Genomic DNA, 26286 nt, shown 5'->3' on the forward strand with positions numbered 1-26286 from the left:
CTATTCCTCAAGCTCCAGTTCGGGGGTGTCGTTCGACGGACGCTCAAGATCGAACAGGGCCTGCAGGGCGTCCAGGTAGAGGTCGGTACGGTTCCCCTGGCCGCTCCGCTTCAGCAGCGAGGTGGGGTGATGCAGAATCTTGTTGATCAGGGCGGCGGTCAGGGCGTCAAGCCGCCGTGCCGCCTCGGGCGGCGCGTCCTTCCAGGCCAGCAGGGTCCGCTCCACCTCGGTCCGGCGCAGTTCGTCGAACCGGTTGCGCAACGCCACGATGGTGGGCGTGACCTCAAGAGTGGCCACCCATTTGTAGAACTGGGCGATTTCCTCGGCAATGATCGCTTCGGCCTTGTCCGCCTCCTGACGGCGTCCTTCCAGGTTGGCCGCCACCACCTGCTGCAGGTCGTCCATGTCGTAGAGGTAGATGGCATCCAGGTCGTTCACCGCCGGATCGATATCCCGGGGCACGGCGATGTCGATCATGAACATCGGCTGCATCCGCCGCCGTCGGATCACCGCTTCGAGATCGGTAGGCGTGATGATGAAATGGGTGGCGCCGGTGGAGGTCAACACGATATCGGCACGGTGCAGATGACTGAACAGCTCTTCGAAGGGAATTGCCTCCCCTTCGAACTCCTCGGCTAGGCGCTGGGCCCGCTCAAAGGTCCGGTTGGTAACCAGCACCCCTTTGGCGCCGTTGGTCAGAAAATGGCGGGCCGCCAGTTCGCACATCTCGCCGGCGCCGATCAGCAGCACGGTCTTGCCGGCAAGGCTGCCGAAGATCTTCTTGGCCAGCTCCACCGCCGCAAAGGAGACCGATACGGCCGAGGAGGCGATGCGGGTTTCAGTGCGGACCCGCTTGGCCACGGAAAAGGCCTTGTGCAGGAAACGGTTCAGGATGACGCCGGAGGTTTTGTACTCGGCGGCGTAGCCGTAGGAGGTCTTGATCTGTCCCAGGATCTGGGGCTCCCCCACCACCATGGAGTCGAGGCTGGAGGCGACCCGAAAGACGTGCCGGATGGCGTCCTCGCCATGGTAGCTGTACAGATGGGGCTCCAGAGTGTCGTAGGGGATGCGGTGATAGTCGGCCAGAAAGCGGCGAAGGCGGGCCAGTCCGCCGGCGATATCGCGGGTGGTGGCGTAGATCTCCACCCGGTTGCAGGTGGAGACGATGATCCCTTCCACGATCCCTTCCAGACGGCAGAGTGCTCTCAGCGGTTCTTCGATACTGTTGGGGGAAAAGGCGACCTTTTCCCGGATATCAACGGAAGCTGTCTTGTGGGACAGACCGACAACAATGATATTCATGCAGCAAGGCCCCTCAGGTGTAACTATGCAGACCGGGGAGCCAGAGGTTTACCCCGATGAACGTAAAAAGCATGATCAGAAAACCGACGATGGTGAGCCACGCGGCACGGCGTCCCCGCCAGCCGGTGGTGAGCCGGCCGTGCAGAAGTGCCGCGTAGACGAACCAGGTGATCAGCGACCAGGTTTCCTTGGGATCCCAGCTCCAGTAGCTGCCCCAGGCCTGGGAGGCCCAGATGGCGCCGGTGATGATCGCCACGGTCAGGAGCGGAAACCCGAAGGCCAGACACCGGTAGCCGATCTCGTCAAGCATATCCAGGGAGGGAAGCTTCTGGAAGAGTGATCCCAGGTGCTTCTTTTTCAGGAAGTGCGACTGGATCAGATAAACCGCGGCAACACAGCCGGACACGGTGAAAAAGGCATAGGAGGTGAAGGCCAGCAGGGTATGGGAGTAGATCCAGGCAGACTGCAGGGCCGGGTTGAGGGGACGCAGTTCCGACGGCAGCATGCCGGCGGCAATGGTGGCCAGCAGGGCCAGGGGAACCACGAAGGACCCCAGGGTGGCGATCTTGAAGCGATATTCGAATACCAGATAGACGCCGACGATGGAAAGCCCGAAAAAGGAAAGGGCCTCGTGCATGTTGGTAATCGGCAGGTAGCCGACGGCGATAAAGCGGTGAATCACCGCCAGGCAGTGGGTACAGAAGCCGGCAAACAACAGCTTGCCGGCCAGGCTGGACAAAGGGAAGTCGGTACGCAGCAGCCGCGTCAGGTAGAGCAGCGTGGCACCGGCGTACAGGGTCAGGGTCAGGGCAAAAGCAATCTGGGTCATCATGTCAGGATCCGGAGCGCGAAGCGTGGCTGTCGACCGCAGAGGAGAGGGCCGCCTCGATCATCCGTTCGGCCTCAGCGCGCTCTCCCCCCCGCAGCATCTCCATAAGCCCTTGCGCCATCAGGTTTTTTACAAAGTCGGTATTGTATGCCTTTGCCATTCCCAGCGTCAACAGCTTTTCACGCAGCTCGGCCAGCAGCTCCAGCAGCTCCCCGTACTCCTCACCGATGGCCTCAGCCACGTGATCCCTGACGGCAGCGGCAACGGCAGGGGCGCTTCCCTCCGTTCCCACCGCGATCTCAAGCCGCCCGCGCCGCAACAGGGCCGGAAACCGGCAGGTCCCCTCCTCCGGCCGGTCAGCCACGTTCACCGCAATACCGAGCAACCTGGCTTCATCGGCCACCTGACGATTGACCTCCCGATCGCTGGTGGCGGCCACCACCAGTGCCGCGCCGGCCAGGTCACCGGGCGCCCAGGGGCGCTGCCGCCAGGACAGCTCCCCCGCCGCAGCCAGCTCGGCAAGGCGCGGAGTCAGCTCAGGGGCCACCACCACCAGCTCCATGCCGGCCTCCCGCAGCACCCCGGCCTTACGGGCCGCGACCGCCCCGCCACCAACCAGAACGGCGCGCCGGCCGGCAAGATCGAGGGAGATGGTCAGATGGTGGAATGGTTGATTTCGCACTTGCATTTTTTCGTTACCGGCGTATTATTCAAAAATTCCTATACATGACCCAATTCATAAAGGAGGCTTTTCCATGGCAAGCGATGCCGTTCACACCTTTACCGATGCCAATTTCGACCGTGAAGTACTGCAGTCCGACGTGCCGGTGCTGGTCGACTTCTGGGCCACCTGGTGCGCCCCATGCAAGGCCATTGCCCCGCTGATCGACACCATCGCCGGTGAGTACGCCGGCAAACTGAAAGTGGGCAAGGTCAATGTGGATGACAACCAGACAACTCCCGGCAAGTACAGCGTCCGCGGCATCCCCACCCTGATCCTGTTCAAAGGGGGCAAGGTGGTGGATCAGGTGGTCGGCGCAGTACCCAAGTCCCAACTGGATGCCCTGATCGCCAAAGCGCTCTGAACGGCACCGGAGTACCACCTGCTGCAAAACGGCTGTGACGTTCGCGTCACAGCCGTTTTACATTACTGGCGGCCGAGTCGCTCCCGCAGGTACGCGGCAAACTCCTCCCGGAACTCCTCCCGCTTCAGGGCCAGGTCGACGGTGGCCTTCAGGAAGCCCAGCTTGTCGCCGCAATCATGGCGCAGCCCCTCGAACAGACAGCCGTAGACCTTTTCAGACTGGGACAGCCGTTTGATGGCGTCGGTCAGCTGAATCTCTCCCCCCCGCCCCGGTGTCTGACGCTCCAGCAGGGGGAAAATGGCCGGGGTCAGCACGTAGCGACCGATGATGGCCAGGTTGGAGGGAGCCTCCTCCTGCTTCGGCTTTTCCACCATGTCGGTCACTGCCACCACCCGCTCGGACAGCCGCTCGGCTGCCACGCAGCCGTAGGACGATATCTGCGCCATCGGCACTTCTTCCAGAGCCAGCACGCTGCCCTGACGCTGCTCGAACACATCCAGCAGCTGCCGCAGACAGGGAACGGTACTGTCGATGATGTCGTCCCCCAGCAGCACCGCGAACGGTTCGTTGCCGATGAAATCCCGGGCACAGAGAATGGCATGCCCCAGCCCCAACGCCTTTTTCTGGCGGACGTAGTAGATATCCACCAGGTCGGCGATCTCCCGGACTTCCTGCAGGGTCTCGTCTTTCCCCTTCTCCTCCAGGTGGTTTTCCAGCTCCGGCGACAGGTCGAAATGGTCCTCGATGGTCCGCTTGGTCCGGCCGGTGACGAAAATGATCTGGGTAATGCCGGCCGCCACCGCCTCCTCCACCACGTACTGCACCAGCGGCTTGTCGATCAGCGGCAGCATCTCCTTGGGGGAGGACTTGGTGGCCGGCAGAAAGCGGGTTCCCAGGCCAGCCACCGGAAAAATCGCCTTGCGCACCTTCATTGCCGCAGCTTCCTTTCTGCCGATTCCAGGGTATTCTGCAGCAGCATGGCGATGGTCATCGGCCCCACCCCGCCCGGCACCGGCGTGATGGCCGAGGCCCGCTCGGCGGCAGCGGCGTATTCCACGTCACCCACCAGCTTCTTCTCACCCACCCGGTTGATCCCCACGTCGATCACCACAGCCCCCGGCTTGATCCAGTCCCCCTTCACCATCTCCGCTTTGCCCACCGCCGCGATCACCACGTCGGCCCGGCGCACCACTTCAGCCAGATCTTTCGTACGGGAGTGGCAGATGGTGACCGTGGCGTGGCGGGCCAGGCACATCAGTGCCACCGGTTTGCCCACGATGTTGGAGCGCCCCACCACCACCACCTCCTTACCGGTCAGGTCGTAGCCGATCTCGTCCAGCATCACCATCACGCCGTAGGGGGTACAGGGCTGAAAAGTGGGCTTGCCGATGGCCAGACGTCCCACGTTGAAGGGATGGAAGCCGTCGGCATCCTTGTCCGGCGAGATCGCCTCCAGCACCTTGTCGCTGTCGATATGGGAGGGCAGGGGCAACTGCACCAGGATGCCGTGCACCCGCTCGTCGGCATTCAACTGCCCGATCAGGGCCAGCAGGTCCGCCTCGCTGGTGGACTCGGGCAGTTCGTGGTCAGCGGAGTACATCCCCAGCTCGATGCAGTTCTTCTTTTTCATCCCCACGTAGACCCGGCTGGCCGGATCGTCTCCCACCAGCACCACCGCCAGCCCGGGGGTCACCCCTTTGGCCTTCAGTTCCGCCACCCGCTCCCCGATCCGCTGCCGCACCCTGGCTGCGATCGCCTTGCCGTCAATCACCTGAGCCGTCATATCGCTTCTCCTCCCGTGTTCATCAGTACCTAGCAGTCGTGGTACTGTTTTCCCGCTTCCCTGTCAACCCTTTCGGTTGCCGGGGCACGCCATAGCCGCACTCTGCTCAGCACCTATGAATTTCTTTCATTTTTCTCGCTGCAGCCCCCTTTACATAGTCGTCACATGCCTGTAACATGCTGACGCTTTATAACGACCCCGTTGCACGACAGAGAAGCAAAAACCGCGGTGCCGGAGCCGGTAATCCCGCCCAATGGGCTCGCTATGCTTCTGAAAAGGAGATTTGCATGTTCGGACTGATACCGAAGGAAGAGAAGTTTTTCGAAATGTTCCGCCAGATGGGGGTGATCATCACCGAGGGCGCCCAGCAACTGAAGACCATGCTGGACGACTATGCCGACCCCCTGACCAGTCAGCGACAGATCAAGGACACGGAGCACAAGGGAGACACCCAGACCCACCTGATCATCAAAACCCTCAACAAAACCTTCATCACCCCGCTTGATCGCGAAGACATCTACTCCCTGGCCTCCAAGCTGGACGATATCCTGGACCTGATCGACGCTTCGGCCCAGCGTTTCGTGATGTACAACGTGGAAAAGCCGACCCCCGCCTCCAAGGAGCTGGCCTTCATCATCCTCAAATCCTGCCAGACCGTGGAGCGGGCCCTGCGCCACCTGGGGGGCAAATTCGACGATATCAACGACTGCTGCGTGGAGATCAACGCCCTGGAGAACGAGGCGGACCGGGTCTGCCGCGAGGCGATCAGCCGCCTGTTTGCCGAAGAGAAGGACCCGATCAACCTGATCAAGTGGAAAGAAATCTACGAAACCCTGGAAAAGGCGACGGACAAGTGCGAGGACGCCGCCAATATTCTGGAAAGCGTGGTGGTGAAGCATGCCTGAAATGGCGATCATCCTGCTGGTGCTGGTGGTTGTGGCGGCACTGGTCTTTGACTACATCAACGGCTTTCACGACACGGCCAACGCCATCGCCACCTGCGTTTCCACCCAGGCACTGTCGATCCGTTCGGCCATCTTCATGGCCGCGTTTCTCAACTTCGCCGGCGCCATGGTCTCCACCAAGGTGGCCACCACCATCGGCAAGGGGATCGTCGACGCCGCCGATGTTACCCAACTGGTGGTTTTCGCCGGGGTGATGGGGGCGATCATCTGGAATCTGATCACCTGGTACTACGGCCTCCCCTCCTCCTCCTCCCACGCCATCATCGGCGGCATCATGGGAGCGGTGATCGCCCACTCCGGTCTCTCGACCCTGCACTGGGCCGGCCTGAAAAAAATCGTCCTTTCCCTGATCTTTTCCCCCATTTTCGGCGTCATTGTCGGTTTCGGCTTCATGGTGGTACTGCTCTGGGCCTTCCGCAACAAGGCGCCGGGCAACATCAACAAGGGGTTTCGCCGGCTGCAGGTAGTTTCCGCGGCGTTCATGGCCTTCTCCCACGGCACCGCCGACGCCCAGAAATCCATGGGCGTGATCACCATGGCCCTGCTTTCCTACGGCCTGATCCCCACCTTCGAGGTTCCCACCTGGGTGAAGCTCTCCTGTGCCGTTGCCATGGGGCTGGGAACCGCCGCCGGCGGCTGGCGGATCATCAAGACCGTGGGCAAAGATTTCGTCAAGCTGCAACCGGTGCACGGTTTCTGCGTGGAGACCGCCGCCGCCGGGGTCATCCTGGGAGCCTCCTCCATCGGCATGCCGGTCAGTACCACCCACGTCATCACCTCCACCATCCTGGGAGTGGGAATCTCCAAGCGCCTCACCGCGGTCAACTGGAATGTGGCGCAACGGATTCTGGTGGCCTGGGTGCTGACCATTCCGGCCTCGGCCTTCGTCGCCTTCCTGACCTACCAGGCACTGACGCCGGTATTCGGCAAATAGTACCGCCATGTCCGTGGCATTCGACAAAGGCCGCTCCTTTCCGGAAGCGGCCTTTGTCGTTGAATGTTTTCCCTGCTGTAGCACATTCGTAACCTGCAACTGCTACGTTTGACACCGACCTGCAACAGACGGCACGGGAGAGGACGATGAAGAAGATACTGGTGGTGGAAGACGAACGGGACCTGGCGGACCTGCTGGCCTACAACCTTGAAAAGGAAGGGTACCAAGCCCTGACGGCGGCCAGCGGCCTGGAAGGGCTGGAGTTGGCCCGGCGCGAGCTGCCGGACCTGGTGGTGCTCGACCTGATGCTTCCCGGCATGATGGGAACCGAGGTTTGCTCCACCCTGCGTCGCACTGAACGGACCCGCGGCATCCCGGTGCTGATTCTCACCGCCCGGGGAGATGAGGTGGACCGGGTAGTGGGGTTTGAAATCGGCGCCGACGATTATATCGTCAAGCCGTTTTCCATGCGGGAGCTGATGCTGCGGGTTCGAGCCATCCTACGCCGCAGCGGCCAGGAGCTCGCACCGGTAGAGCGCCTGCTCACCCTGGGGCCGATCACCATGGACTGCGCCGGTCACCGGGTGATGGTGAACGGCAGCGAGATCGACCTGACCAGTACCGAGTACAAGCTGTTACTCTATCTGGCGGAGCATGCCGGACGCGTGCTCTCCCGTGAACTGCTCCTGCAGGAGGTCTGGGGGTACAACTTCGTCGGGGACACCCGCACCGTGGACACCCATGTCACCCGCCTGCGCGGCAAGCTGGGGGGCGCGGGGGAGCTGATCCGGACGGTGCGCGGTTTCGGCTACAAACTGGAGGAATAGCATGTCCTTCCGCTGGCAACTGTTCTACTCCTACCTGGCCCTCTGCCTGCTGCTGGTGCTGGGGCTGTTCGCCGCCGTGGACCACCTGCTGCTCAAGCGCCTCACCGAGGAGAGCCGGGAAAACCTGCTCAACCAAGCCCGGCTGGCGGTCATGCTCACCGAACGGGATGGCGCCGTGCAGGCCTCGCCCCAGGACCTGGCCCGCGAGGTGGGGACGGCAATCAAGGCGCGGCTGACCCTGATCGCCGCCGACGGCCGGGTGCTGGGGGACTCCGGCGTGTCGGACGATCACGTGCCGCGGGTGGACAACCATGCCGGCCGCAGCGAGGTGCGGGAGGCGATGACCGCCGGCAGCGGCAGTTCGCTGCGCTACTCCTCAACCCTGCGCACCACTATGCTCTACGTGGCGCTGCGCTGTCCGTTGCCGGACGGCTCCAGCGGCGTGCTGCGTCTGGCCCTGCCCCTGGAGCGCCTGGACGCGGCCAAACGGACCCTGCACACCCTGCTGGGGGGGACCGTGCTGCTGCTGATCCTGGCCGCCCTGCTCCTGAGTGTCGTCTTCTCCAACGTCACCTCCCGCCCCCTGCGGGAGATCGCCGATGCCGCCGCCCGCATCGGGGTCGGCGAAAAGGGGGTGCGTATCGCCCTTGCCGGCAGGAGCGGTGAGATCGGCTATCTGGCCCAGGTCCTAAACGACATGGCCGGACGGATCGAGCAGCAGGTGCACCGTATTTCCTCAGAGCAGCAGCGCCTTTCCGCCATCCTGCTGGGGATGGGCGAAGGGGTGATGGTCACCGACAAAAGCGGTGCCCTGCTGCTGGTCAACCCGGCCTTTCTGCGCATGTTCGGTATCCGGGACGACGTTACCGGCCGTCCCCTGGTGGAGGTCTGTCGCCACCCCGACCTGCTGCAGGCCTTCGAGACCCAGCGGGGCTCGGGAGAGGAGATGACCTGCGAACTCACCGTTCCCGCCACCAACCTGGTGCTGCTGGCTCACTGGGTACCGCTCACCGACGAGAAGGGGCTGCGCCAGGGAACCGTGGCGGTCTTCCACGACATCAGCGACCTGAAGCGCCTGGAAACCATGCGCCGCGACTTCGTGGCCAACGTCTCCCACGAACTGCGCACCCCGGTGGCGGTGATCAAGGGCTACGCCGAAACCCTGCTGGACGGTGCCCTGGAAGAGGCGCCGGACCAGGCCCGCCGCTTCACCGAAACCATCGTCCGCCACGCCGAACGGCTTACGAACCTGATCAACGACATCCTTACCCTTTCCCGTCTGGAGGGACGGGATGCCGGCACCGCCCTGCTCCCCCTGGAGATCGGCAGCGTCATCGACAAGGTGCGCCAGCTGATGGAGGACCATGCCGCCGGCAAGGGGATCAGCCTGACCGTTGCCTGTCCCCCCTCCCTGCCCCGGGTTGCCGGTGATCAGGGGCAACTGGAACAGGTGCTGCTCAACCTGCTGGACAACGCCCTCAAGTACACCCCGTCGGGAGGCAGGGTCGGCATCACCGCCCGCCCCGACGGCAATCGCGTCGCCATTGCCGTGACCGACACCGGCAGCGGCATCCCGGCCCGGGACCTCTCCCGCATCTTCGAACGTTTCTACCGGGTGGACGAGGCTCGCAGCCGTGAGCAGGGAGGGACCGGCCTGGGTCTGGCCATCGTCAAGCATATCGTCCAGCTCCACGGCGGAGAGATCACGGTGCAGAGCGAACCGGGAACCGGCAGCGTTTTCACCCTCTACCTGAACGCCGTCTCCTCTTCATGACGTTCGTGCCGCCCCACCGGGGCAATGGCTCCGGAAGCTGCCGCGCCGATTGAACCACCCGGCAAAATATGGTAGCCTGTCCTATTTTTATGCCCCCGGAGCTACCCATGTCTGCAGAAGAGCCCAAAGTCCTCCCGTTCATCGAACACCTGGTGGAGTTGCGTCGTCGCCTGATCATCATCGTCATTGCCGTGTTCATCGGCATGGGGGTTTCCTGGAACCTTGCCAACGAGATCCTGGTCTACATGGAAAAACCGCTGACCAGCGTTACCTACATCGATGCCGCCAAGCAGAAGCTCTATCGCTACCTGCAGACCAACTACCCCGCCATCTACCGGATGGGTGACATGGAAAAGGAGTTGAACAAGCCGAAAAAACAGCATGCCCTCAACTACACCAAACCACTGGAGCCGTTTTTCATCCAGTGCAAGATCTCGGCGATCGCCGGCTTCGTGCTGGCCCTGCCCATCGTCTTTCACCAGATCTGGGCCTTTGTGGCGCCGGGACTGACCCGGCGGGAACGGAAGCTGGTGGTCCCCTTCATGCTGGTCGGCACGCTCGCCTTCTGCCTCGGCGCCTTCTTTTTCCTGACCACGGTCTGGCCGTTCATCATCAACTTCTCCCTCTCCTACGAGACCGAGGGGTTGCGCAGCTGGTTGTCGCTCTCGGCCTACGTCGATTTCTGCCTGCGCCTGATCCTGATGTTCGGCCTGATGGCTGAACTGCCGGTGCTGACCCTGCTCTTGTCCCGCTTCGGCCTGGTCAGCTACGCCTTCCTCGCCCCCAAGCGCAAGTATGCCCTGCTGGCCAGCTCCATTGTGGCCGCTTTTCACTCCGACCTGGTCACCATGTTCGTGATCATGATCCCGATGTACATGATGTACGAGGTGAGCGTCTGGGTTGCCCTGTTCTTCGGCAAGAAGAAAACCGAACCGCCTCCGCTGCCGGCGGCCGGCTGACCGCGCCACCGACGAGCGCGGCGGTGAGTGCCATGTCCCTTCCTGCACACGACAAACCGACCTCCGACCACGGCGGTACCATCTACGCCACGGCACGAGCCCTGGGCTGCGCCGTCGACGACCTGCTGGATTTTTCCGCCAGCATCAATCCCCGCGGCCCCTCAGCGGCGGTACGGCAGGCGCTGCTGGCCGCCCTCCACCATATCCCCCACTACCCCGACAGCGACGCCACGGAGCTGCGCCGGGCCCTGGCCCGCTTTCACCACCTGCCGGAAGCTGCGGTGGTGCCGGCCAGCGGTTCCACCCCGCTCATCCACCTGGTGCCCGGCGTTGTCGCGGGAGAGAGGGGCATGGTGGTCTGCCCCGCCTTCAACGAGTACGAACACGCCCTGAAGCGACACGGCTGGAAGCTGCAGCGGCACCTGCTGTCCCCCGACGACGGTTTTGCCCTGCACCTGGACCGGCTGGCCGACGACCTGGCGCGGCAGCGTCCCGATGTGCTCTTTTTCTGCACCCCCGCCAACCCCACGGGACGCCTCTACCCCGCCGGCGAAGTCCGGAATGTGCTGGAGCTGTGCGGCCGCTACGGGACGCTGCTGGTGCTGGACGAGGCGTTCATGGATTTCTGCGGCGAGGAACAGTCGGCGAAAGCGGCGGTAGTTGCCTCTGGGCGGGGGATTGTGCTGCGCTCCCTGACCAAGTTCCACGCCCTGGCCGGACTGCGCCTGGGCTGCGCCCTGGCCCCGCCGGAGCTGGCGGAGAAACTGCGGGCCGCCCAGCCCCCCTGGGAGCTGAACAACCTGGCGCAGGTGGCCGGCGTGGCGGCCCTGGCCGACCCGGCGGAGGACGAGGCGACCCGGCGGATGATCGCGGAGGAGCGGACGCTTTTGGCGGAGTTGATCGGAAGGATTCCGGGGATCGAGCCGCTGCCTTCCTCCACCAACTACCTGCTGCTGCGGCTCGGCAATGGCCTGACCGCACCGGCGCTGCGGGAGCGGATGGTGCAGCGGCACCGGATCATGGTGCGGGACTGCAGCAATTTTTACGGGTTGGGAGAGACGTTTCTGCGGGTGGCTGTGCGGAGCCGCGAGGAAAACCGGCGGCTGGCAGCGGCGCTTTCAGAGGTTGTTCCGAGTCAGATTACGCCCTGAACTTCGATTCCGTGCCGGCCACCAACCGGCTGATGTTGGCATGGTGTTTGACGATGACGATGATGGAGATGAGCGCCGTGGCGATGAGCAGCTCGCGGCTGTGGGGTCGCAGCCAGACCAAGAGAGGCATCACGGCGGCGGCAACCACCGACCCCAGGGAGACGTAACGCCAGAGCGCCACCAGCAGCAGGAAAACCAGTAACGCCCCCAGCACCGCCAGGGGGGCCAGGGCCAGATAAACCCCCAGGGCGGTGGCCACCCCTTTCCCTCCCTTGAACAGCAGAAAGACCGAGAACACATGACCGCTGAAGGCCGCCAAGCCGATCCAGGCCTGCAGCGGCTCCCCCAGCCCCGCCAGCTTCCAGGCCAGCAGCACCGGCAGAAATCCCTTCAGACAATCGCCGATCAGGGTAAGGATGCCCACCCGCCGCCCCACCGTACGATAGAGGTTGGTGGCGCCGATGTTACCGCTTCCCTCTTGTCTGACATCGATGCCGCACAGCTTGCCCAGGAGCAGACCGGTAGGAATGGAGCCCAGCAAGTAGGCCCCGACGATCCAGAGTACGGTGGTCACGGTTTTTCTGCCAGCAGCTTGCGGGCCTCGCCCAGGTGAGGGCTGGCGGGATATTCCCGCACCAGACGGGAGAGGATGGTACGCATCCGCTCCCGCTCCTTCAGCTCCCGGTAGGACTTGCCCAGATAGAGCAGCGTTTCGTCATGGCCCGTGTAATCGGGAAAGTTGACCAGGACCAGCTCGAAACGCGCTGCAGCGGCCTTGTAATTGTCGGTACGATAATAGAAGCGGCCCACATAGATTTCGTACTGAGCCAGCTTGCCGCGGCAGTCGGCGATCTTCTCCTGCACCTTGGCCACGTACTCGGACTTGGGATACTGGCGGACGAAACTCTCGAAGAGCGCCAGAGCGTTCTTGGTGGGGGTCTGGTCGGTATCGATGCCGGTAATCAGGTTGTAGCTGGCCAGTGCCTGACGGTAGAGAGCGAACTGGGCCAGCTCGTGGGTGGGGTGCAGCTTGCGGAAATCCTCGTAGGCAGCAGCAGCCTCGATGTAGTCGCCGTTCAGGAAGTAGGCGTTGGCGATGCCGATCTCGGCCTTCGAGGCAAGCTCCGGCCCGGGAAAGGATTCGCGAACCTGCTTCCAGAGCTCGATGGATCTTTCGTAGCTGCTTCTGCCGAAGGCGGCCTCCCCTTCGGCGTAGAGTTGTTCCGCGGTTTTTTCCGGCTTGGGAGTGCCGGCGCAACCGGAGAACAGCAGGGAAAGCAGCACCAGCACCAGTCCGTACGCGTAACGTTTCATGGCTCGTTCCCCTATTCCCCCGCCTGCAGGATTTCGGGCCGGACCGCCGCCAGCCGGGCGATGATGTCGTGATTCAGCCAGAGCACCGGTGCGTCGGTACTCCAGGATGCCTGTACCATCAGATGGCCGGTGGCCCGGAAGACCACGCGGGACAACTCGGCGCAGACCAGCTGTTTCTGATCGCGGTGCAGCTCCATCAGGCGGGCGGAAGCGGCCAGCATCAGCTCCATCTGCTCTTTGGTCGAGTGCTGCGGCCAGCCGTCGAACACCAGGGCATCGGCGATCAGCGGTGCGGTCAGGTAGCGCCCGGCCTCGGCCAGCAGGGCCTCCAGGGAGGTGCCGTCGGCCAGCAGGGCGCCGCAGCGGGTCTCAAGTGCGGCGGCGCCGTCGCCTGCCTCGGACCGGATGGCGGTGAGCAGCGGATACAGGGAGATTTCCACCCCCAGGAACAGGGCGCTGGAGTTGGTCAGGATCTCCGGGCAGTTGAAAACGGTGGCGTTGACCCCCTGACTGCGGGCCGCCGCCGCATGCTCTTCCAGCAGGATCTTGGCGTACCCCTGCAGGTAGGGAGTGTAGGATTGCCAGCAGTAGGCGCCGTTGCGCAGGATGCCGGTGCCGTGGTAGCCGTAGGCGGTGTAGGCCACCCGCCCCCCCGCGGCGGTCAGCCGCTCCCGCAGCGGTCCGGAGACCTCGATCAGATGCCGCAGGGTATCGCCGGTCACCTCGTTGAAGCTGGCGTCGCAGAGACGTCCCAGGCCGCTGTTCCAGAACGGCTCGGACGCCAGGTACTTGTCGCCGCTCCCCTTGAAAACCCGGTTCAAAAGCGGCATGAAGACACGGGCGCGGGGAATGCCGCCGGCCATGGTATGGGCGAAGATCACGTTGGCGCCGGCCGGAATCCGCTGTTCCAGTTCCGCCATCACCAGCCCCAGGTTGGCCCGGAAGCGACCCCGGCCCGCCTCCCGCGCCCGGCGGATGAAATCGTCGTCAAAGGAGACCGTTTCCCACTCGTCCGGCTTCACCTTCTTCAGCCGTTCCGCAATGGGGGGCTCGCCGTCGGGACTCTCCATGTCGAAACCGGCTTCCAGGGGAATATTGACGATGCTCCCCTCCAGCAGTTTTTCCGCGTCGGCCAGCTCCTCCGGGGTCAGGGCGCGCAGGGTGCCGTCGCTGTCGCGGCGGCCCACGGTGGTGCCCAGCACGGTCATGTCGAGGCGGCGGGCCTCTTCGATCAGGCCGTTGGCATAGCCGCGGCCGAACAGCTCGCCGATCAGCACCAGGCAGTCGCCCGGCCGGTAGCCGGCGGCTTCGGGAAGGGTGGTCAGGGGGGTATAGGTAGGCATGGCACAAAACTCCGGACAAACGAAATATGCATGGAAGCGGGTAGTTTTACCATGAAGCGACCCGGCAATGGAACAGAAAAGCTTCATGACAGCACGAACGATTGGTGCTACCCTTGACGACCGATTCACTGAGCCCCGACCAGGAGCCCCCCATGAACGACGACCTGATCCTGCTGGGACACGGCAGCGGCGGTGCCCTTTCCCACCGCCTGCTGGACGATCTGATCCTCCCCGTCCTTTCCGACCGGAGTGCGGAACAAAACGATGCCGCCCTGCTGACCATCGGCCAGAGCCGCCTGGCCTTCACCACCGACGGCTACGTGGTTGACCCGCCCCTCTTCCCCGGCGGCACCATCGGCTCCCTGGCGGTGCACGGCACGGTGAACGACCTGGCCATGATGGGAGCCCGTCCCCTCTGGCTCAGTTGCGCTCTGATCATCGAGGAGGGACTTGAGCGGCAGTTGCTGGCCGATATCCTGGCCGACCTGCGCCGGGCCGCGGATGGGGCCGGCGTACGGGTGGTCACCGGCGACACCAAGGTGGTGCCGCGGGGGAAGGCGGACCGGATTTTCATCACCACCTCCGGGGTGGGGGTGATCGAGCACAGCCTTGCCATTCACGGCGGCGGCGCCCGTCCCGGCGACCGGATCATCCTCTCCGGCACCCTGGGGGACCACGGCATGGCGGTGATGGCGGCCCGGGAGGGACTCCCCCTCGACGGACTGCGCAGCGACTCGGCACCGCTCTGGTCCCTGGTGCGGGAGATGCTGGCAGAAGCGGGGGAGGCACTGCACCTGCTGCGGGACCCGACCCGGGGCGGCGTCGCCACCACCCTGAAGGAGCTGGCCCGTCAGTCCGGCCTGCTCTTCACCATCGATGAAGCGGCCCTTGCCGTCACGCCCCAGGTGCGGGGGCTCTGCGGCATCCTGGGCCTCGATCCGCTCTACGTGGCCAACGAGGGGAAGCTGCTGGCCTGCGTGGCGCCGGAAGCAGCCGAAGCGGTGCTGGCACGGATGAAACGCCACCCCCTGGGGGAGCGGGCCGCCATCATCGGCACGGTTGACGAAGGAGAAGCGGGACGGGTGCGGATGCGCACCGTGGTGGGAGGGATGCGGATGGTGGAGATGCTGGCGGGTGAACAACTGCCGAGGATCTGCTGACCCAGGAGCAGCCATGACCTGTACGCCCGGCATCAATCTGAAGACACGCTTCACCGTCTGGGACGGCGTGGCCTTCCTGCTGGTCATGGGGGTCGTGACCCTGCTGGCCTGGGGAAGCCGGCAGATGGCCGTCCCCTACCTGCCCGGCGACCGCATCCCCCTGTCGCTGGACCCGGCCAACCTGCCGCTGTACGCGCTGCGCAGCGTGCTGCGCATGGGAGTCGCCCTCGCCTGCTCCCTGCTCTTCACCTTCACCTGCGCAACCCTGGCTGCCAAAAACCGGCGGGCGGAGGCGGTGCTGATCCCGGCCCTCGACATCCTGCAATCGGTGCCGATCCTGGGGTTTCTCTCCGTGACCGTAACGGGCTTCATCGCCCTGCTGCCGGGCAGCCTGCTGGGGGTGGAGGCCGCCTCCATTTTCGCCATCTTCACCTCCCAGGCATGGAACATGGCCTTCAGCTTCTACCAGTCGCTGCGCATTGTCCCCCGTGAACTGCAGGAAGCCTCCATCCTCTTCGGCCTTTCCCCCTGGCAGCGCTTCTGGAGGCTGGAAGCCCCCTTTGCGACGCCCGCCCTGATCTGGAACACGATGATGTCGGTTTCCGGCGGCTGGTTCTTTGTGGTGGCCTCGGAAGCAATCACCGTCGGCAGGACTGCCGTGACGTTGCCCGGCATCGGCTCCTACGTGGCCCAGGCCATCCAGAACCGGGACCTGGGGGCCATCGCCTGGGCACTTGCCACCATGCTGCTGGTCATTCTGATTTACGATCAACTGCTGTTCAGACCATTGGTGGCCTGGGCGGAAAAGTTCAAATTCGAACTGACCGAGAGCCAGAACACACCACGGTCATGGGTGCTGACACTGTTCACCCGGGCCGGCTTTCTGCGGACGGCCCTGCAGGAACTGGGTCGCGGCTGGTCCCGCCTCAGCGGGCACCTGCCCACGCTTCCCCGGCGTGCCGCCCACGCTCCCCCGCCGTCACGACTGCGGGTCGTGCTGCCGGAGTTGCTCTGGCAGCTCTGCCTCTGGGGCGGCATGGGCATTGGCCTGGTGCTGCTGTGCCGCTTCATCGGCACCGGCGTCGCCCCTGGCGAGATTGTCGGCGTTTTCGGGCTCGGCCTGCTTACCCTGCTGCGGGTCGTGGTCCTGCTCCTGCTGGCCTGCCTGGTCTGGGTGCCCCTGGGGGTGCTGATCGGCCTCAATCCGCGCTGGTCCACCCGCATACAGCCCCTGGCCCAGTTTCTGGCGGCCTTTCCCGCCAACCTGCTCTTTCCGGTGGCGGTCTTCCTGATGGTTCGTTACTATCTCTCGCCGGAGATCTGGACCGCACCGCTGATGATCCTGGGAACCCAGTGGTACATCCTGTTCAACGTGATCGCCGGTGCGGCAGCCATTCCCACGGACTTGCGGGAGGCAGCCCGGAACCTGGGACTCGGCGGCTGGCGGCTCTGGCAGCGCCTCCTGCTGCCCGGCATCTTTCCCGCCCTGCTGACCGGGCTGGTGACCGCCTCCGGGGGCACCTGGAACGCCAGCATCGTGGCCGAGGTGGTCACCTGGGGCGACACCAGGCTCAGCGCCACCGGACTTGGCGCCTATATCGCCCATTGGACCGAGCGGGGAGACTACCCCCACATCGTGCTCGGCATCGCCGTGATGAGCATCTACGTGGTGGCGCTGAACCGCCTGGTCTGGCGCCGCCTCTATCTGGCGAGCCAGACCCGTTATCGCCTTGACTGAGAGAGACGCCATGGAACCAGGCCGGGGGGACGCCACCCTGCTCAAATTGAACAACATCAAGAAGTCCTACCGGAAAAGCGAGGGTGACGAACACCTGGTGCTGGACGGTGTCAACCTTGCCATTGCCGAAGGGGAGATCGTTGCCCTGCTGGGCCGTTCCGGCTCGGGCAAATCGACCCTGCTGCGCATCATTTCGGGACTGACTCCGCCGGGCAGCGGCGAGGTGCTGTACTGCGGCAGGCCGGTTCAGGGACCGGTGGCGGATATGGCCATGGTTTTCCAGACCTTTGCCCTCTTTCCCTGGCTCACGGTACTGGAAAACGTCGAGCTGGGACTGGAGGCGCGCAAGGTGCCCCTGGAGGAACGCCGGCGCCGCGCACTGGCCGCCATTGACCTGATCGGCCTGGACGGTTTCGAATCGGCCTACCCCAAGGAGCTGTCCGGCGGCATGCGGCAGCGGGTCGGCTTTGCGCGGGCCCTGGTGGTGGAGCCGACCCTCTTGCTGATGGACGAAGCCTTTTCAGCCCTGGATGTGCTCACGGCGGAAACCCTGCGTACCGACCTGATTGAGCTCTGGCTGGAGCGGCGCATCCCCACCAGGGGGATGCTGCTGGTTTCCCACAACATCGAGGAGGCGGTACTGCTCGCCCACCGTATCGTGATCCTGGGCACGAATCCCGGCCGGGTGATCGCCGAAATGCCGATTGCCCTTCCCCAGCCCCGTGACCGCGAAGCACCGGCCTTCCGGCAGATCGTCGACGAGGTCTACGCCCTGATGACCAAGCGTCCCCGCGGCGCCAAGCAGGAGGCGGTACCGCTGGCCCATCGCCTGCCGGCGGCCCATGTCACCCGCTTGGCGGGTCTGCTGGAGGCGCTGGCCGCCGAGCCGTACAACGGCAGGGCCGACCTGCCGGAACTGGCGGACCGGATGGGGTTCGGCATGGATCAGCTTTTTCCCCTGCTGGAAGCCCTCGACATCCTGGTTTTCGCCCATATCGAGGGGGGAGACGCGGAGTTGACCCCCTCCGGCAGAAGTTACGTCGATGCCGACATTCTCAGGCGCAAGGAGATCTTTGCCGAGCACCTGATCCGGCACGTCTCCCTGGCGGCCCATATCCGCCGGGTCCTTGACGAACGCCCCGGCAACCGGGCCCGGGAAGACCGCTTCCTGCGGGAGCTCGAAGACGTGCTCAGCGAAGAGGAAGCGGAGCGGGTGCTGCAGGTGGCGATCGAATGGGGTCGTTACGCCGAAATTTTCGCCTATGAGGAAAATACCGGCATGCTCAGCCTTGAAAACCCGGCCAGTTCCGAATAAAGTACCCCGGAAACGGTGTACTCCGGTCAGCCCCCTTGCAACCCCACTCTCCCAGCCGCCCGACGTAGAACCCCGGGCGGCAAAGCAGGAGCCCGTCATGTCCTCGATGGCAACCGTTGCCAGCTACCTGCTTGCCGTTCTCGCCGTACCGCTGGTGTTGCACTTTCATCTGCTGCCCACGGTGTTCGCCGGCCTGGCGGTACATGTGCTGACCGTCAAACTGGCCGGCCGGCTTCCCCGCCAGATGGGTCATACCGCCCGCGTCGTTGCCCTGGCCGTCATCGCGGCGGCGGTCATCATCCTGTTCACCGCCGCCTTCTTCCTGCTCTGGTCCGTATTGGACCTGGGGCACGGCATGGCGGCTCTGTTCGCCAAATCTGCGGAGGTACTCGGTTCCGTCAGACGCGGCCTGCCCCCCTCCCTGGCGGAACTGCTCCCGGACAACCTGCAGGACCTGCGGGAGGAGCTCATCACCATCCTGCACGAGCACGGCAAGAATCTCTCCACCGTGGGCCTCAACAGTGTCAGGATTTTTGTGCACATTCTCTTTGGCATGGTCATCGGCGGCATGACCGCCATGCATCGCTTCGACCGGGCGGACAGCTCTCCACCGTTCTGTGGCGCCCTGCACGAACGCAGCCGCCATCTTGCCGAGGCATTCGACAAGATCGTCTTTGCCCAGGTAAAAATCTCGGCTTTCAACACCACCCTGACCGCCCTCTACCTGCTGGTGATTCTGCCACTGTCCGGTGTCAACCTGCCGCTGGTGTCGGTCCTGCTGCCCCTCACCTTTATCGCCGGACTGCTGCCGGTGGTGGGAAACCTGGTGTCGAATACCGCCATCGTGCTGATCAGTCTCGGTGTTTCACCGCTGACAGCCCTCTCCTCACTGCTCTTTCTGGTGCTGATCCACAAGTTGGAATACTTCGCCAACGCGAAGATCGTCGGAGGGGAGGTGCAGGCCAGGGCCTGGGAGCTGCTCTGTGCCATGCTGCTGTTCGAAGCGGTTTTCGGCGTACCGGGCATGATCGCCGCACCGGTGCTGTATGCCTGGCTGAAGGCGGAACTGAAGGCGCAGCACCTGATCTAGCCGTTCAGCCGGCCCAAGCAGAGGAGGGAGGTGTCACATGGCAAAGGACAAGACACCGGTTACACCGGCGGTACGGTCACTGCGAGCCGCGGGGGTGACCTTCACGGATCATCTGTACGCCTACGAAGAAAAGGGAGGCACGGCGGTTTCATCGCGGGAACTGGGGGTTGACGAGCATTGCGTGGTCAAGACCCTGGTGATGGAAGACGATCAGAGGGAACCGCTGATCGTACTGATGCACGGCGACCTGCAGGTTTCAACCAAGGAACTGGCCCGCGCCATCGGCGTCCGCTCGGTGGAACCCTGCCGTCCGGAGGCGGCCCAGAAGCATACCGGCTACCTGACCGGCGGCACCTCCCCCTTCGGCACCAGGCGGCAGATGCCGGTCTATATCGAACAGACCATCCTCGACCTGCCCAAAATCTACATCAATGGCGGCAAGCGGGGCTACCTGGTGGGGCTGGCTCCCGCCGACCTGGTCCGCCTGCTGCAGCCGAAACCGGTGTCGGTGGGGTATCGCAAGTAACGACGCGTAACCGGAGTGCACCGCCTCACCAGTACGCTTCACGCTCCGCAGTCGAACTGCAGGCAGTAGAGCCGGCTGTACTCCCCGCCTTTGGCCAGCAACGCTTCATGGCTCCCCTGCTCCACCAGCCGCCCCTGCCGGATCACCACGATCCGGTCCGCATCCCGTACCGTTGACAGACGGTGGGCAATCACCAGCGCCGTCCGGCCGGCCAGGAGCCGCTTAAGGCCGGCCTGGATCAGTTCTTCGGCTGCACTGTCCACACTGGCGGTGGCTTCATCCAGCACCAGCAGATCAGGATCAAAGGCAACGGCACGGGCAAAAGAGAGCAGCTGCCGCTCCCCCAGGGACAGGTTGGCGCCCCGCTCCGCCAGCACCGTGTCGTACCCCTGGGGCAGCCGCTCGATGAAACGGTCGGCCCCCACCAGGGCGGCTGCCTGTTCCACCCGCTGCTGGGCCGCCCCATCCCCCAGAGAGATATTAAACCGCACGCTCTCCGCAAACATGAACGGCTCCTGGGGCACCAGGGCCATGCGCCGCCGCAGTTCTTCCAGGGATACCTCCCTGATATCCCGCCCCTCCAGCAGGATCGCCCCCGACTGCAGCTCATACATCCGGTTCAGGAGCCGGGTAATGGTGGTCTTGCCGCCGCCGCTCTCCCCCACCACCGCCACCCGCTCGCCGCGACGCAGGGTCAGGTTGCAGTTACGCAGCACCGGCTCCCCTTCCCGGTAGGCAAAGGAGACGTCGCGGAACTCGATGAAGGGGATATCCTCACGGCGGACGACAGCCGACGAAGGTGCGGGTGCGGTTTCTTCTCGCCCCTCTTCCTCCGGTTCGTCCAGCAGGGCAAAGATCCGCTCCATGGCCGCCATGGCCCCCTGCATGACACCGTATTTGGCGGAGAGGTCCCGGATCGGCCCGAAAAACTTTTCAATGTACTGGATAAAGGCCACCAGGGTGCCGAAGGTCAATGCTCCCTGGACGATCTGGCCGCCGCCGTACCAGATGATCAGGGCGATGGCCAGGGAGGAGAACATCTCCACCACGGCATAGAGCGACGCGTCCCAGGTGATTACCGGCATGTTGGCGTCACGATGCGCCTCGTTCAGGGCGGTGAAACGTTGCCGCTCCTCCCGCTCCCTGCCGAAGGCCTGCACCACGGCGATGCCGCCGGTCACCTCGGCCAGGCAGGCGTTCATTTTGCCCAGGCGGGCCCGCACCTCCCGAAATGCCTGGCGCATGTTGCGCCGGAAGAGCCAGGCAACGATCACCAGGGGGGGAAGCACCGTAAAGGTCACCAGAGCAAGCGCGGGCGCCATCCAGAGCATGGCGCCGACAATGCCGGCCAGCAGCAGCAGGTCGGCCACGATGGTGATGATGCCGGCGGCGAACATCTCCCCCAGGGCCTCGACATCGCTGGTCAGGCGGGTTACCGCCCCGCCGGCCGGGGTCCGGTCGAACCAGCGGGCCGGCAGGCGCAGCAGATGGTTGAACAGCCCGGTACGCAGGTCGGCCATGATCCGCTGTCCCACTGCCTGCAAGCCGTAGACTTCGCACCAGGTGAGCACGGATTCAAGCAGGAGCAGCACCAGGAAAAGCAGGGCCGGGCCGGCCAGAAGATCCAGCCGCCCCGGCACGATGGCGCTGTCGATGGCATGCTTGACCAGCAGCGGCTGGGCCAGGCGACAGAAGGTTACCAGCGGCAGGATCAGCAGGATTCCGGCCACGGGCAGCCGGTAGGGCCGCACATGTCCCAGGAAACGCAGCAGAAGCCGGGTGTCATACGCCTTGCCGGCTATGGCGTCTTCGTGTAATCCGCCGTGATGCATCCGGTTCCCCTCTCGGAAGATTGTTTCCGGCGAGATTCGCAGAGCGAGCCGTTCTTGTCAACGCCCCGGAGCATTCGCCGCCTGTCCTGGCGTTTCACCCCGCATAGCTGTTCGTGGCGCAGTGCCCCGGCTTGCGCAAACGCGCAATAATATATAAAAACAATAGACATAATATTTTTTAGTTGACAACACTGACTGTCTCCCGCTACCATCACCCCATCCTGACAGCATGAAAACGGGACATGCCAGGCAAGCGCGGCCGCAGCCGCTGTTGCGCATCAAGCGCCGCGAGACAGCCACAAATCGGCTTGAGGCCCAAACGGATCATGCACATTGGCTTTTACCCAAATTATCTATAAAAACTAGAGACAAATAACCAAGCATGCCTCTCCCCAACAAGCGAATCATCACGCCAGAAAGGACACGAGCCATGAGCAGAATATTCCCCGACAACTCGCAATCAATCGGCAACACCCCGCTCGTCAAACTGAACCACGTTACCGAAGGGGCCAAGGCAACCGTCCTGGCCAAGATTGAGGGACGCAACCCGGCCTATTCGGTCAAATGCCGCATCGGCGCCAACCTGATCTGGGACGCCGAGAAGCGCGGCGTCCTCAAGCCCGGCGTGGAGATCATCGAACCCACCTCCGGCAACACCGGCATTGCCCTGGCCTACGTGGCCGCGGCCCGTGGCTACAAGCTGACCCTGACCATGCCGGAGACCATGAGTATCGAGCGCCGCCGGGTGCTGGCAGCCCTGGGGGCCAACCTGATCCTCACCCCCGGCGCCGAAGGGATGAAGGGGGCCATCAACCGGGCCGAGGAGATCGCCGCTTCCGATCCCCAGAAATATTTCATCCCCCAGCAGTTCAAGAACCCGGCCAACCCGGAGATCCACGAACTGACCACCGGGCCGGAGATCTGGAACGACACCGACGGCGGCGTTGACGTGCTGGTTTCCGGGGTCGGCACCGGCGGCACCATTTCCGGGGTATCCCGCTACATCAAGAACATCAAGGGGAAGAAGATCGTTTCCGTTGCCGTGGAGCCGAAGGAGAGCCCGGTGATCAGCCAGCATCTGGCCGGCCAGCCGCTGCAGCCCGCGCCCCACAAGATCCAGGGGATCGGCGCCGGATTTATCCCTGAGACCCTTGACCTGTCCGTGGTGGACCGGGTGGAACAGGTGGAGAGTGCCGAGGCGATCGAATTCGCCAAGCGGCTGGCCAGGGAGGAGGGACTGCTGGTGGGTATCTCCAGCGGTGCCGCCGCAGCCGCAGCCGTCCGCCTGGCCTTTCTGGAAGAATTTGCCGGCACGACCATTGTGGTGGTGCTTCCCGACGGCGCAGAACGCTATCTCTCAACCGCGCTCTTCGAGGGACTGTAATGACAACGACGCAACAGGATTACCGGCTGGACGGCATCTACCGCCAGCGCCAGGAAGGGTTCTTCATGCAGCGGGTCAAGCTGCCGGCCGGCGTGATCACCGCCATCCAGGCCCGCAGCGTGGCCGCCATTGCCGAACGCCACGCCAAAGGGGAACTGCACCTGACCACCCGCGGCAGCATCGAGATTCACTGGCTGCGGGAAGAGGAGCTACCCGCGGTGAAGCGGGCTCTGTCCGCCGTGGGGCTTACCTCGCGGGGGGCCTGCGGCGGGGCGGTGCGGGGTATCACCTGCTCCAGCCAGGGTGCGGCCGGGTTTCCGGCCCTGGAAACCCTGGCCCGTCGCCTGCAGCGCCATTTTGCCGGCAACCCCCGCTTCGAGCGGCTGCCCAAGAAATTCAAGATCGGCGTCGAGGCCGACACCAGCGGACGGCGCCATCTGATTCAGGATGTGGGGCTGGTTTTTGCCGGAACCGATGAGCGCGGCCACCGCTACGACGTTTATCTGGCCGGCGGCCTGGGCCGTGAGCCCCAGACCGGGTTTCTCCTGGAGGCGGGGGTGGAGGAGCAGCGGATCATCCCGCTGATCGAGGCGGTGGCCCGGGTCTACGCCGCCCACACTCCGGCCGGCAAGCGGCTCAAGCACCTGCTGCGCCGCATCGGCGAGCCAGCCTTCCGCCTCCTGCTGTCGCGGGAGGCAACCAGCGGCGAAGTGCTGCCGCCGGTGACCGGGTTCCCGGAAAACCTGGCTCCCCCAGCAGAAGCGGGGCGCATCGAGATCGAACGGTTTGCCGGACACCTGACTGCTGCGGATCTCGTCCGTTTGGCCGAGCTGGCCGAAACCACGGCAAGCGGTGTCCTGATGGCAACCGCCAACCAGAACATCGCCCTGCACCCGACGAATGAAGCCGACCGGGAGAAGACGCTGCAGCTGCTGAAGCAGCAGGGATTCGGCATCGCCGGTCAGCCGTTCCGGGTCTGCCCCGGCAGCCACCTCTGCCGGGCCGGCCTTTCCCCCACCTTCGACATCGCCGCGGCGCTGCGGGAGCGGATGGGGGAGAACGGCCGACAGGTTACCTGGGCCCTGTCCGGCTGCCCCAACAGCTGCACCCAGCCGCAACTGGCCGACATCGGCATTATTACCAGCGGCCTGGCAACGGACGACGACGGCACGCGCAGCCCCCGTTTCGACCTGTGTCGCCTGGGACCGGAAGGCCTGGGCACCATTACGGACCGTTCCCTGACGCTTGAAGAACTCTACCAACACGTAGCCGCCATCGACTGATACGGACAAACAACCATGACATCACGCACCCGACATACCAGCATACTGCCCGGCTTCGGGCCGAGTCTGGGGTACACCCTGTTCTACCTCAGCATTATCGTGCTGATTCCGCTGTCCGCCCTGGTGTTCAAGACCTCCAGCCTGACCTGGCAGCAGTTTGTGGAGGTGGTGACCCATCCCCGGGTACTGGCCTCCTACCAGGTGACCTTCGGTGCCGCCCTGGCGGCGGCAACGGTCAACGCCGTCTTCGGCCTGCTCACTGCCTGGGTGCTGGTGCGCTACCGCTTTCCGGGCCGCAAGCTGGTGGATGCCCTGGTGGACCTCCCCTTTGCCCTGCCCACCGCCGTGGCCGGCATCACCCTGGCCACCATCTACTCCCCGAACGGCTGGGTGGGGCGGTGGCTGGAACCGCTGGGGATCAAGGTCGCCTTCACCCCCCTGGGGATCATGCTGGCCATGGTGTTCATCGGCCTCCCCTTCGTGGTGCGGACGGTGCAACCGGTGATCGAGGAGATCGACACGGAACTGGAAGAGGCCGCGGTCTGCCTCGGCGCCGGCCGCCTGCAGACCCTGGTGCGGGTGATCCTGCCGCTGCTGCTGCCGTCGCTTTTGACCGGCTTTGCCCTCTCCTTTGCCCGGGCCGTGGGAGAGTACGGCTCCATCATCTTCATCGCCGGCAACATGCCGATGATCTCGGAAATCACGCCGCTTTTGATCATCACCAAACTGGAACAGTTCGACTATACCGGCGCCACCGCCATCGCCTCGGTGATGCTGTTGATCTCGTTCCTGATGCTGCTGGTGATCAACCTGCTGCAGAAATGGAGCCGACGCTATGCAGACTAAAACGGCATCCGCAGCCCCCCGCGCCGTCACCGAACCGCTCGTGGTCCGCTGGCTGCTCACCCTGACCGCGCTGCTCTTTCTGGCCCTGTTCCTGGCCCTGCCCCTGGCGGCGGTGTTCGGCCAGGCCTTTGAAAAGGGGTGGGCCGTCTACCTGGAGGCCCTGGCCGAGCCGGACACCCTGTCGGCCGTCAAGCTGACCCTGCTGACCGCCGCCGTGGCCGTGCCGCTTAACCTGGTGTTCGGCGTCATCGCCGCCTGGACCGTGGCCAAGTTCAGCTTTCCGGGCAGAAACCTGCTGCTGACCCTGATCGACCTCCCGTTCTCGGTGTCGCCGGTCATCTCCGGCCTGATCTACGTGCTGGTGTTCGGCCTGCAGGGATGGCTCGGGCCGTGGCTGCAGGCCCACGACATCAAGATCGTCTTTGCCGTGCCGGGGATCATCCTGGCCACCATCTTCGTCACCTTCCCCTTCGTGGCCCGGGAACTGATCCCGCTGATGGAGGCCCAGGGGACCGAAGAGGAGGAGGCGGCCCTGGTGCTGGGAGCCAGCGGCCTGCAGACCTTTTTCCGGGTCACCCTGCCCAACGTCAAGTGGGGGATCATCTACGGCGTGATTCTCTGCAACGCCCGGGCCATGGGTGAGTTCGGCGCGGTCTCCGTCGTCTCCGGCCATATCCGCGGCATGACCAACACGGTGCCGCTGCATGTGGAGATTCTGTACAACGAATACAACTACACCGCCGCCTTTGCCGTGGCCTCGCTGCTGGCCTTCCTGGCCCTGATCACCCTGGCGGTGAAGACCGTGGCCGAGTGGAAGCTGCAGCAACAGCTGGAAAAATAAGATGT

General features: G+C 64.3%; 25 protein-coding genes. 16 read left to right on the forward strand and 9 right to left on the reverse strand.

Annotated elements, in window-relative coordinates:
- The 3 genes from hemA to RAK07_RS12310 are packed head-to-tail and all read right to left on the reverse strand — an operon-like array spanning nt 1 to nt 2819.
- Nucleotides 1-1302: a glutamyl-tRNA reductase gene (gene hemA, locus RAK07_RS12300; protein WP_305733128.1), complete on the reverse strand. Its 1302-nt coding sequence runs from the start codon at nt 1300-1302 to the stop codon at nt 1-3.
- A 13-nt stretch (nt 1303-1315) separates the two neighbouring features.
- Nucleotides 1316-2134 (reverse strand): c-type cytochrome biogenesis protein CcsB, encoded by an 819-nt coding sequence (gene ccsB, locus RAK07_RS12305; RefSeq protein ID WP_305733129.1) that lies wholly within the window; start codon nt 2132-2134, stop codon nt 1316-1318.
- Between the two features lies 1 nt (nt 2135).
- A complete protein-coding gene (locus tag RAK07_RS12310; protein ID WP_305733130.1) occupies nt 2136-2819 on the reverse strand; it encodes a precorrin-2 dehydrogenase/sirohydrochlorin ferrochelatase family protein in 684 nt (227 codons plus the stop codon).
- A 67-nt stretch (nt 2820-2886) separates the two neighbouring features.
- Between RAK07_RS12310 and trxA the strand changes: the two genes are divergently transcribed.
- On the forward strand, nt 2887-3216 hold the full coding sequence (trxA, locus tag RAK07_RS12315) for a thioredoxin (RefSeq protein WP_305733131.1): 330 nt from the start codon (nt 2887-2889) through the stop codon (nt 3214-3216).
- Nucleotides 3217-3278: 62 nt separating this feature from the next.
- Here trxA and galU read toward each other — a convergent pair whose 3' ends face one another.
- The gene (gene galU, locus RAK07_RS12320) at nt 3279-4148 is read right to left on the reverse strand and encodes a UTP--glucose-1-phosphate uridylyltransferase GalU (RefSeq protein WP_305733132.1); all 870 of its coding nucleotides are present in this window, start codon (nt 4146-4148) and stop codon (nt 3279-3281) included.
- Nucleotides 4145-4999: a bifunctional methylenetetrahydrofolate dehydrogenase/methenyltetrahydrofolate cyclohydrolase FolD gene (folD, locus tag RAK07_RS12325; protein ID WP_305733133.1), complete on the reverse strand. Its 855-nt coding sequence runs from the start codon at nt 4997-4999 to the stop codon at nt 4145-4147. The genes galU and folD overlap by 4 nt, the downstream gene beginning before the upstream one ends.
- 287 nt (nt 5000-5286) lie before the next feature.
- Between folD and RAK07_RS12330 the strand changes: the two genes are divergently transcribed.
- The 6 genes from RAK07_RS12330 to cobD all read left to right on the forward strand — a co-directional run bounded on the left by RAK07_RS12330 (nt 5287) and on the right by cobD (nt 11609).
- Nucleotides 5287-5904, forward strand: coding sequence for a DUF47 domain-containing protein (locus RAK07_RS12330; protein ID WP_305733134.1), 618 nt, complete (start codon nt 5287-5289; stop codon nt 5902-5904).
- Nucleotides 5897-6898, forward strand: coding sequence for an inorganic phosphate transporter (locus RAK07_RS12335; RefSeq protein ID WP_305733135.1), 1002 nt, complete (start codon nt 5897-5899; stop codon nt 6896-6898). Before RAK07_RS12330 ends, RAK07_RS12335 begins: the two co-directional genes overlap by 8 nt.
- A 146-nt stretch (nt 6899-7044) precedes the next feature.
- Nucleotides 7045-7725 carry a response regulator gene (locus RAK07_RS12340; RefSeq protein WP_305733136.1) on the forward strand — a complete coding sequence of 227 codons (681 nt, stop codon included), beginning with the start codon at nt 7045-7047 and terminating at the stop codon, nt 7723-7725.
- Between the two features lies 1 nt (nt 7726).
- Nucleotides 7727-9499: an ATP-binding protein gene (locus tag RAK07_RS12345; RefSeq protein ID WP_305733137.1), complete on the forward strand. Its 1773-nt coding sequence runs from the start codon at nt 7727-7729 to the stop codon at nt 9497-9499.
- Between the two features lie 107 nt (nt 9500-9606).
- A complete protein-coding gene (gene tatC, locus RAK07_RS12350; protein ID WP_305733138.1) occupies nt 9607-10458 on the forward strand; it encodes a twin-arginine translocase subunit TatC in 852 nt (283 codons plus the stop codon).
- 32 nt (nt 10459-10490) lie between these two features.
- Nucleotides 10491-11609 (forward strand): threonine-phosphate decarboxylase CobD, encoded by a 1119-nt coding sequence (gene cobD, locus RAK07_RS12355; RefSeq protein ID WP_305733139.1) that lies wholly within the window; start codon nt 10491-10493, stop codon nt 11607-11609.
- Here the strand turns inward: cobD and plsY are convergent.
- Genes plsY through RAK07_RS12370 form a run of 3 tightly spaced genes read right to left on the reverse strand, consistent with a single transcriptional unit; the run spans nt 11599 to nt 14266 of the window.
- Nucleotides 11599-12183, reverse strand: coding sequence for a glycerol-3-phosphate 1-O-acyltransferase PlsY (plsY, locus tag RAK07_RS12360; protein WP_305733140.1), 585 nt, complete (start codon nt 12181-12183; stop codon nt 11599-11601). The two genes, cobD and plsY, sit on opposite strands and share 11 nt — an antisense overlap.
- Complete coding sequence (locus RAK07_RS12365; protein WP_305733141.1) at nt 12180-12923, reverse strand: outer membrane protein assembly factor BamD; 744 nt, start codon at nt 12921-12923, stop codon at nt 12180-12182. Before RAK07_RS12365 ends, plsY begins: the two co-directional genes overlap by 4 nt.
- Nucleotides 12924-12934: 11 nt before the next feature.
- Nucleotides 12935-14266 carry an enoyl ACP reductase FabMG family protein gene (locus tag RAK07_RS12370; RefSeq protein WP_305733142.1) on the reverse strand — a complete coding sequence of 444 codons (1332 nt, stop codon included), beginning with the start codon at nt 14264-14266 and terminating at the stop codon, nt 12935-12937.
- Between the two features lie 152 nt (nt 14267-14418).
- Here RAK07_RS12370 and hypE point away from each other — a divergent pair, with 152 nt between their 5' ends.
- The 5 genes from hypE to ybaK all read left to right on the forward strand — a co-directional run bounded on the left by hypE (nt 14419) and on the right by ybaK (nt 20095).
- Nucleotides 14419-15426, forward strand: coding sequence for a hydrogenase expression/formation protein HypE (gene hypE / locus RAK07_RS12375; protein WP_305733143.1), 1008 nt, complete (start codon nt 14419-14421; stop codon nt 15424-15426).
- Nucleotides 15427-15439: 13 nt separating this feature from the next.
- A complete protein-coding gene (locus tag RAK07_RS12380) occupies nt 15440-17164 on the forward strand; it encodes an ABC transporter permease (RefSeq protein ID WP_305733144.1) in 1725 nt (574 codons plus the stop codon).
- Between the two features lie 10 nt (nt 17165-17174).
- Nucleotides 17175-18479, forward strand: a complete 1305-nt coding sequence (locus RAK07_RS12385; RefSeq protein WP_305733145.1) for an ABC transporter ATP-binding protein — start codon at nt 17175-17177, stop codon at nt 18477-18479.
- 97 nt (nt 18480-18576) lie between these two features.
- Complete coding sequence (locus tag RAK07_RS12390) at nt 18577-19569, forward strand: AI-2E family transporter (protein WP_305733146.1); 993 nt, start codon at nt 18577-18579, stop codon at nt 19567-19569.
- Between the two features lie 37 nt (nt 19570-19606).
- Nucleotides 19607-20095 carry a Cys-tRNA(Pro) deacylase gene (ybaK, locus tag RAK07_RS12395; protein ID WP_305733147.1) on the forward strand — a complete coding sequence of 163 codons (489 nt, stop codon included), beginning with the start codon at nt 19607-19609 and terminating at the stop codon, nt 20093-20095.
- A 38-nt stretch (nt 20096-20133) separates the two neighbouring features.
- Here the strand turns inward: ybaK and RAK07_RS12400 are convergent, their stop codons facing one another.
- Nucleotides 20134-21927, reverse strand: a complete 1794-nt coding sequence (locus tag RAK07_RS12400; RefSeq protein WP_305733148.1) for an ABC transporter ATP-binding protein — start codon at nt 21925-21927, stop codon at nt 20134-20136.
- 430 nt (nt 21928-22357) lie between these two features.
- On the opposite strand from RAK07_RS12400, the gene cysK reads away from it, so the two are divergent.
- From cysK to cysW, 4 genes are read left to right on the forward strand one after another with little or no spacing between them, the layout of a single operon-like run.
- Nucleotides 22358-23311 (forward strand): cysteine synthase A, encoded by a 954-nt coding sequence (cysK, locus tag RAK07_RS12405; RefSeq protein ID WP_305732739.1) that lies wholly within the window; start codon nt 22358-22360, stop codon nt 23309-23311.
- Nucleotides 23311-24594 (forward strand): nitrite/sulfite reductase, encoded by a 1284-nt coding sequence (locus tag RAK07_RS12410; protein ID WP_305733149.1) that lies wholly within the window; start codon nt 23311-23313, stop codon nt 24592-24594. The genes cysK and RAK07_RS12410 overlap by 1 nt, the downstream gene beginning before the upstream one ends.
- A 15-nt stretch (nt 24595-24609) precedes the next feature.
- Nucleotides 24610-25440 carry a sulfate ABC transporter permease subunit CysT gene (gene cysT / locus RAK07_RS12415; protein WP_305733150.1) on the forward strand — a complete coding sequence of 277 codons (831 nt, stop codon included), beginning with the start codon at nt 24610-24612 and terminating at the stop codon, nt 25438-25440.
- Nucleotides 25430-26281, forward strand: coding sequence for a sulfate ABC transporter permease subunit CysW (gene cysW, locus RAK07_RS12420; RefSeq protein ID WP_305733151.1), 852 nt, complete (start codon nt 25430-25432; stop codon nt 26279-26281). The genes cysT and cysW overlap by 11 nt, the downstream gene beginning before the upstream one ends.
- The last annotated feature ends 5 nt before the right edge of the window (nt 26282-26286 follow it).

Origin of the sequence: Trichlorobacter ammonificans, from assembly GCF_933509905.1 — a bacterium.
GTDB lineage: Bacteria > Desulfobacterota > Desulfuromonadia > Geobacterales > Pseudopelobacteraceae > Trichlorobacter > Trichlorobacter ammonificans.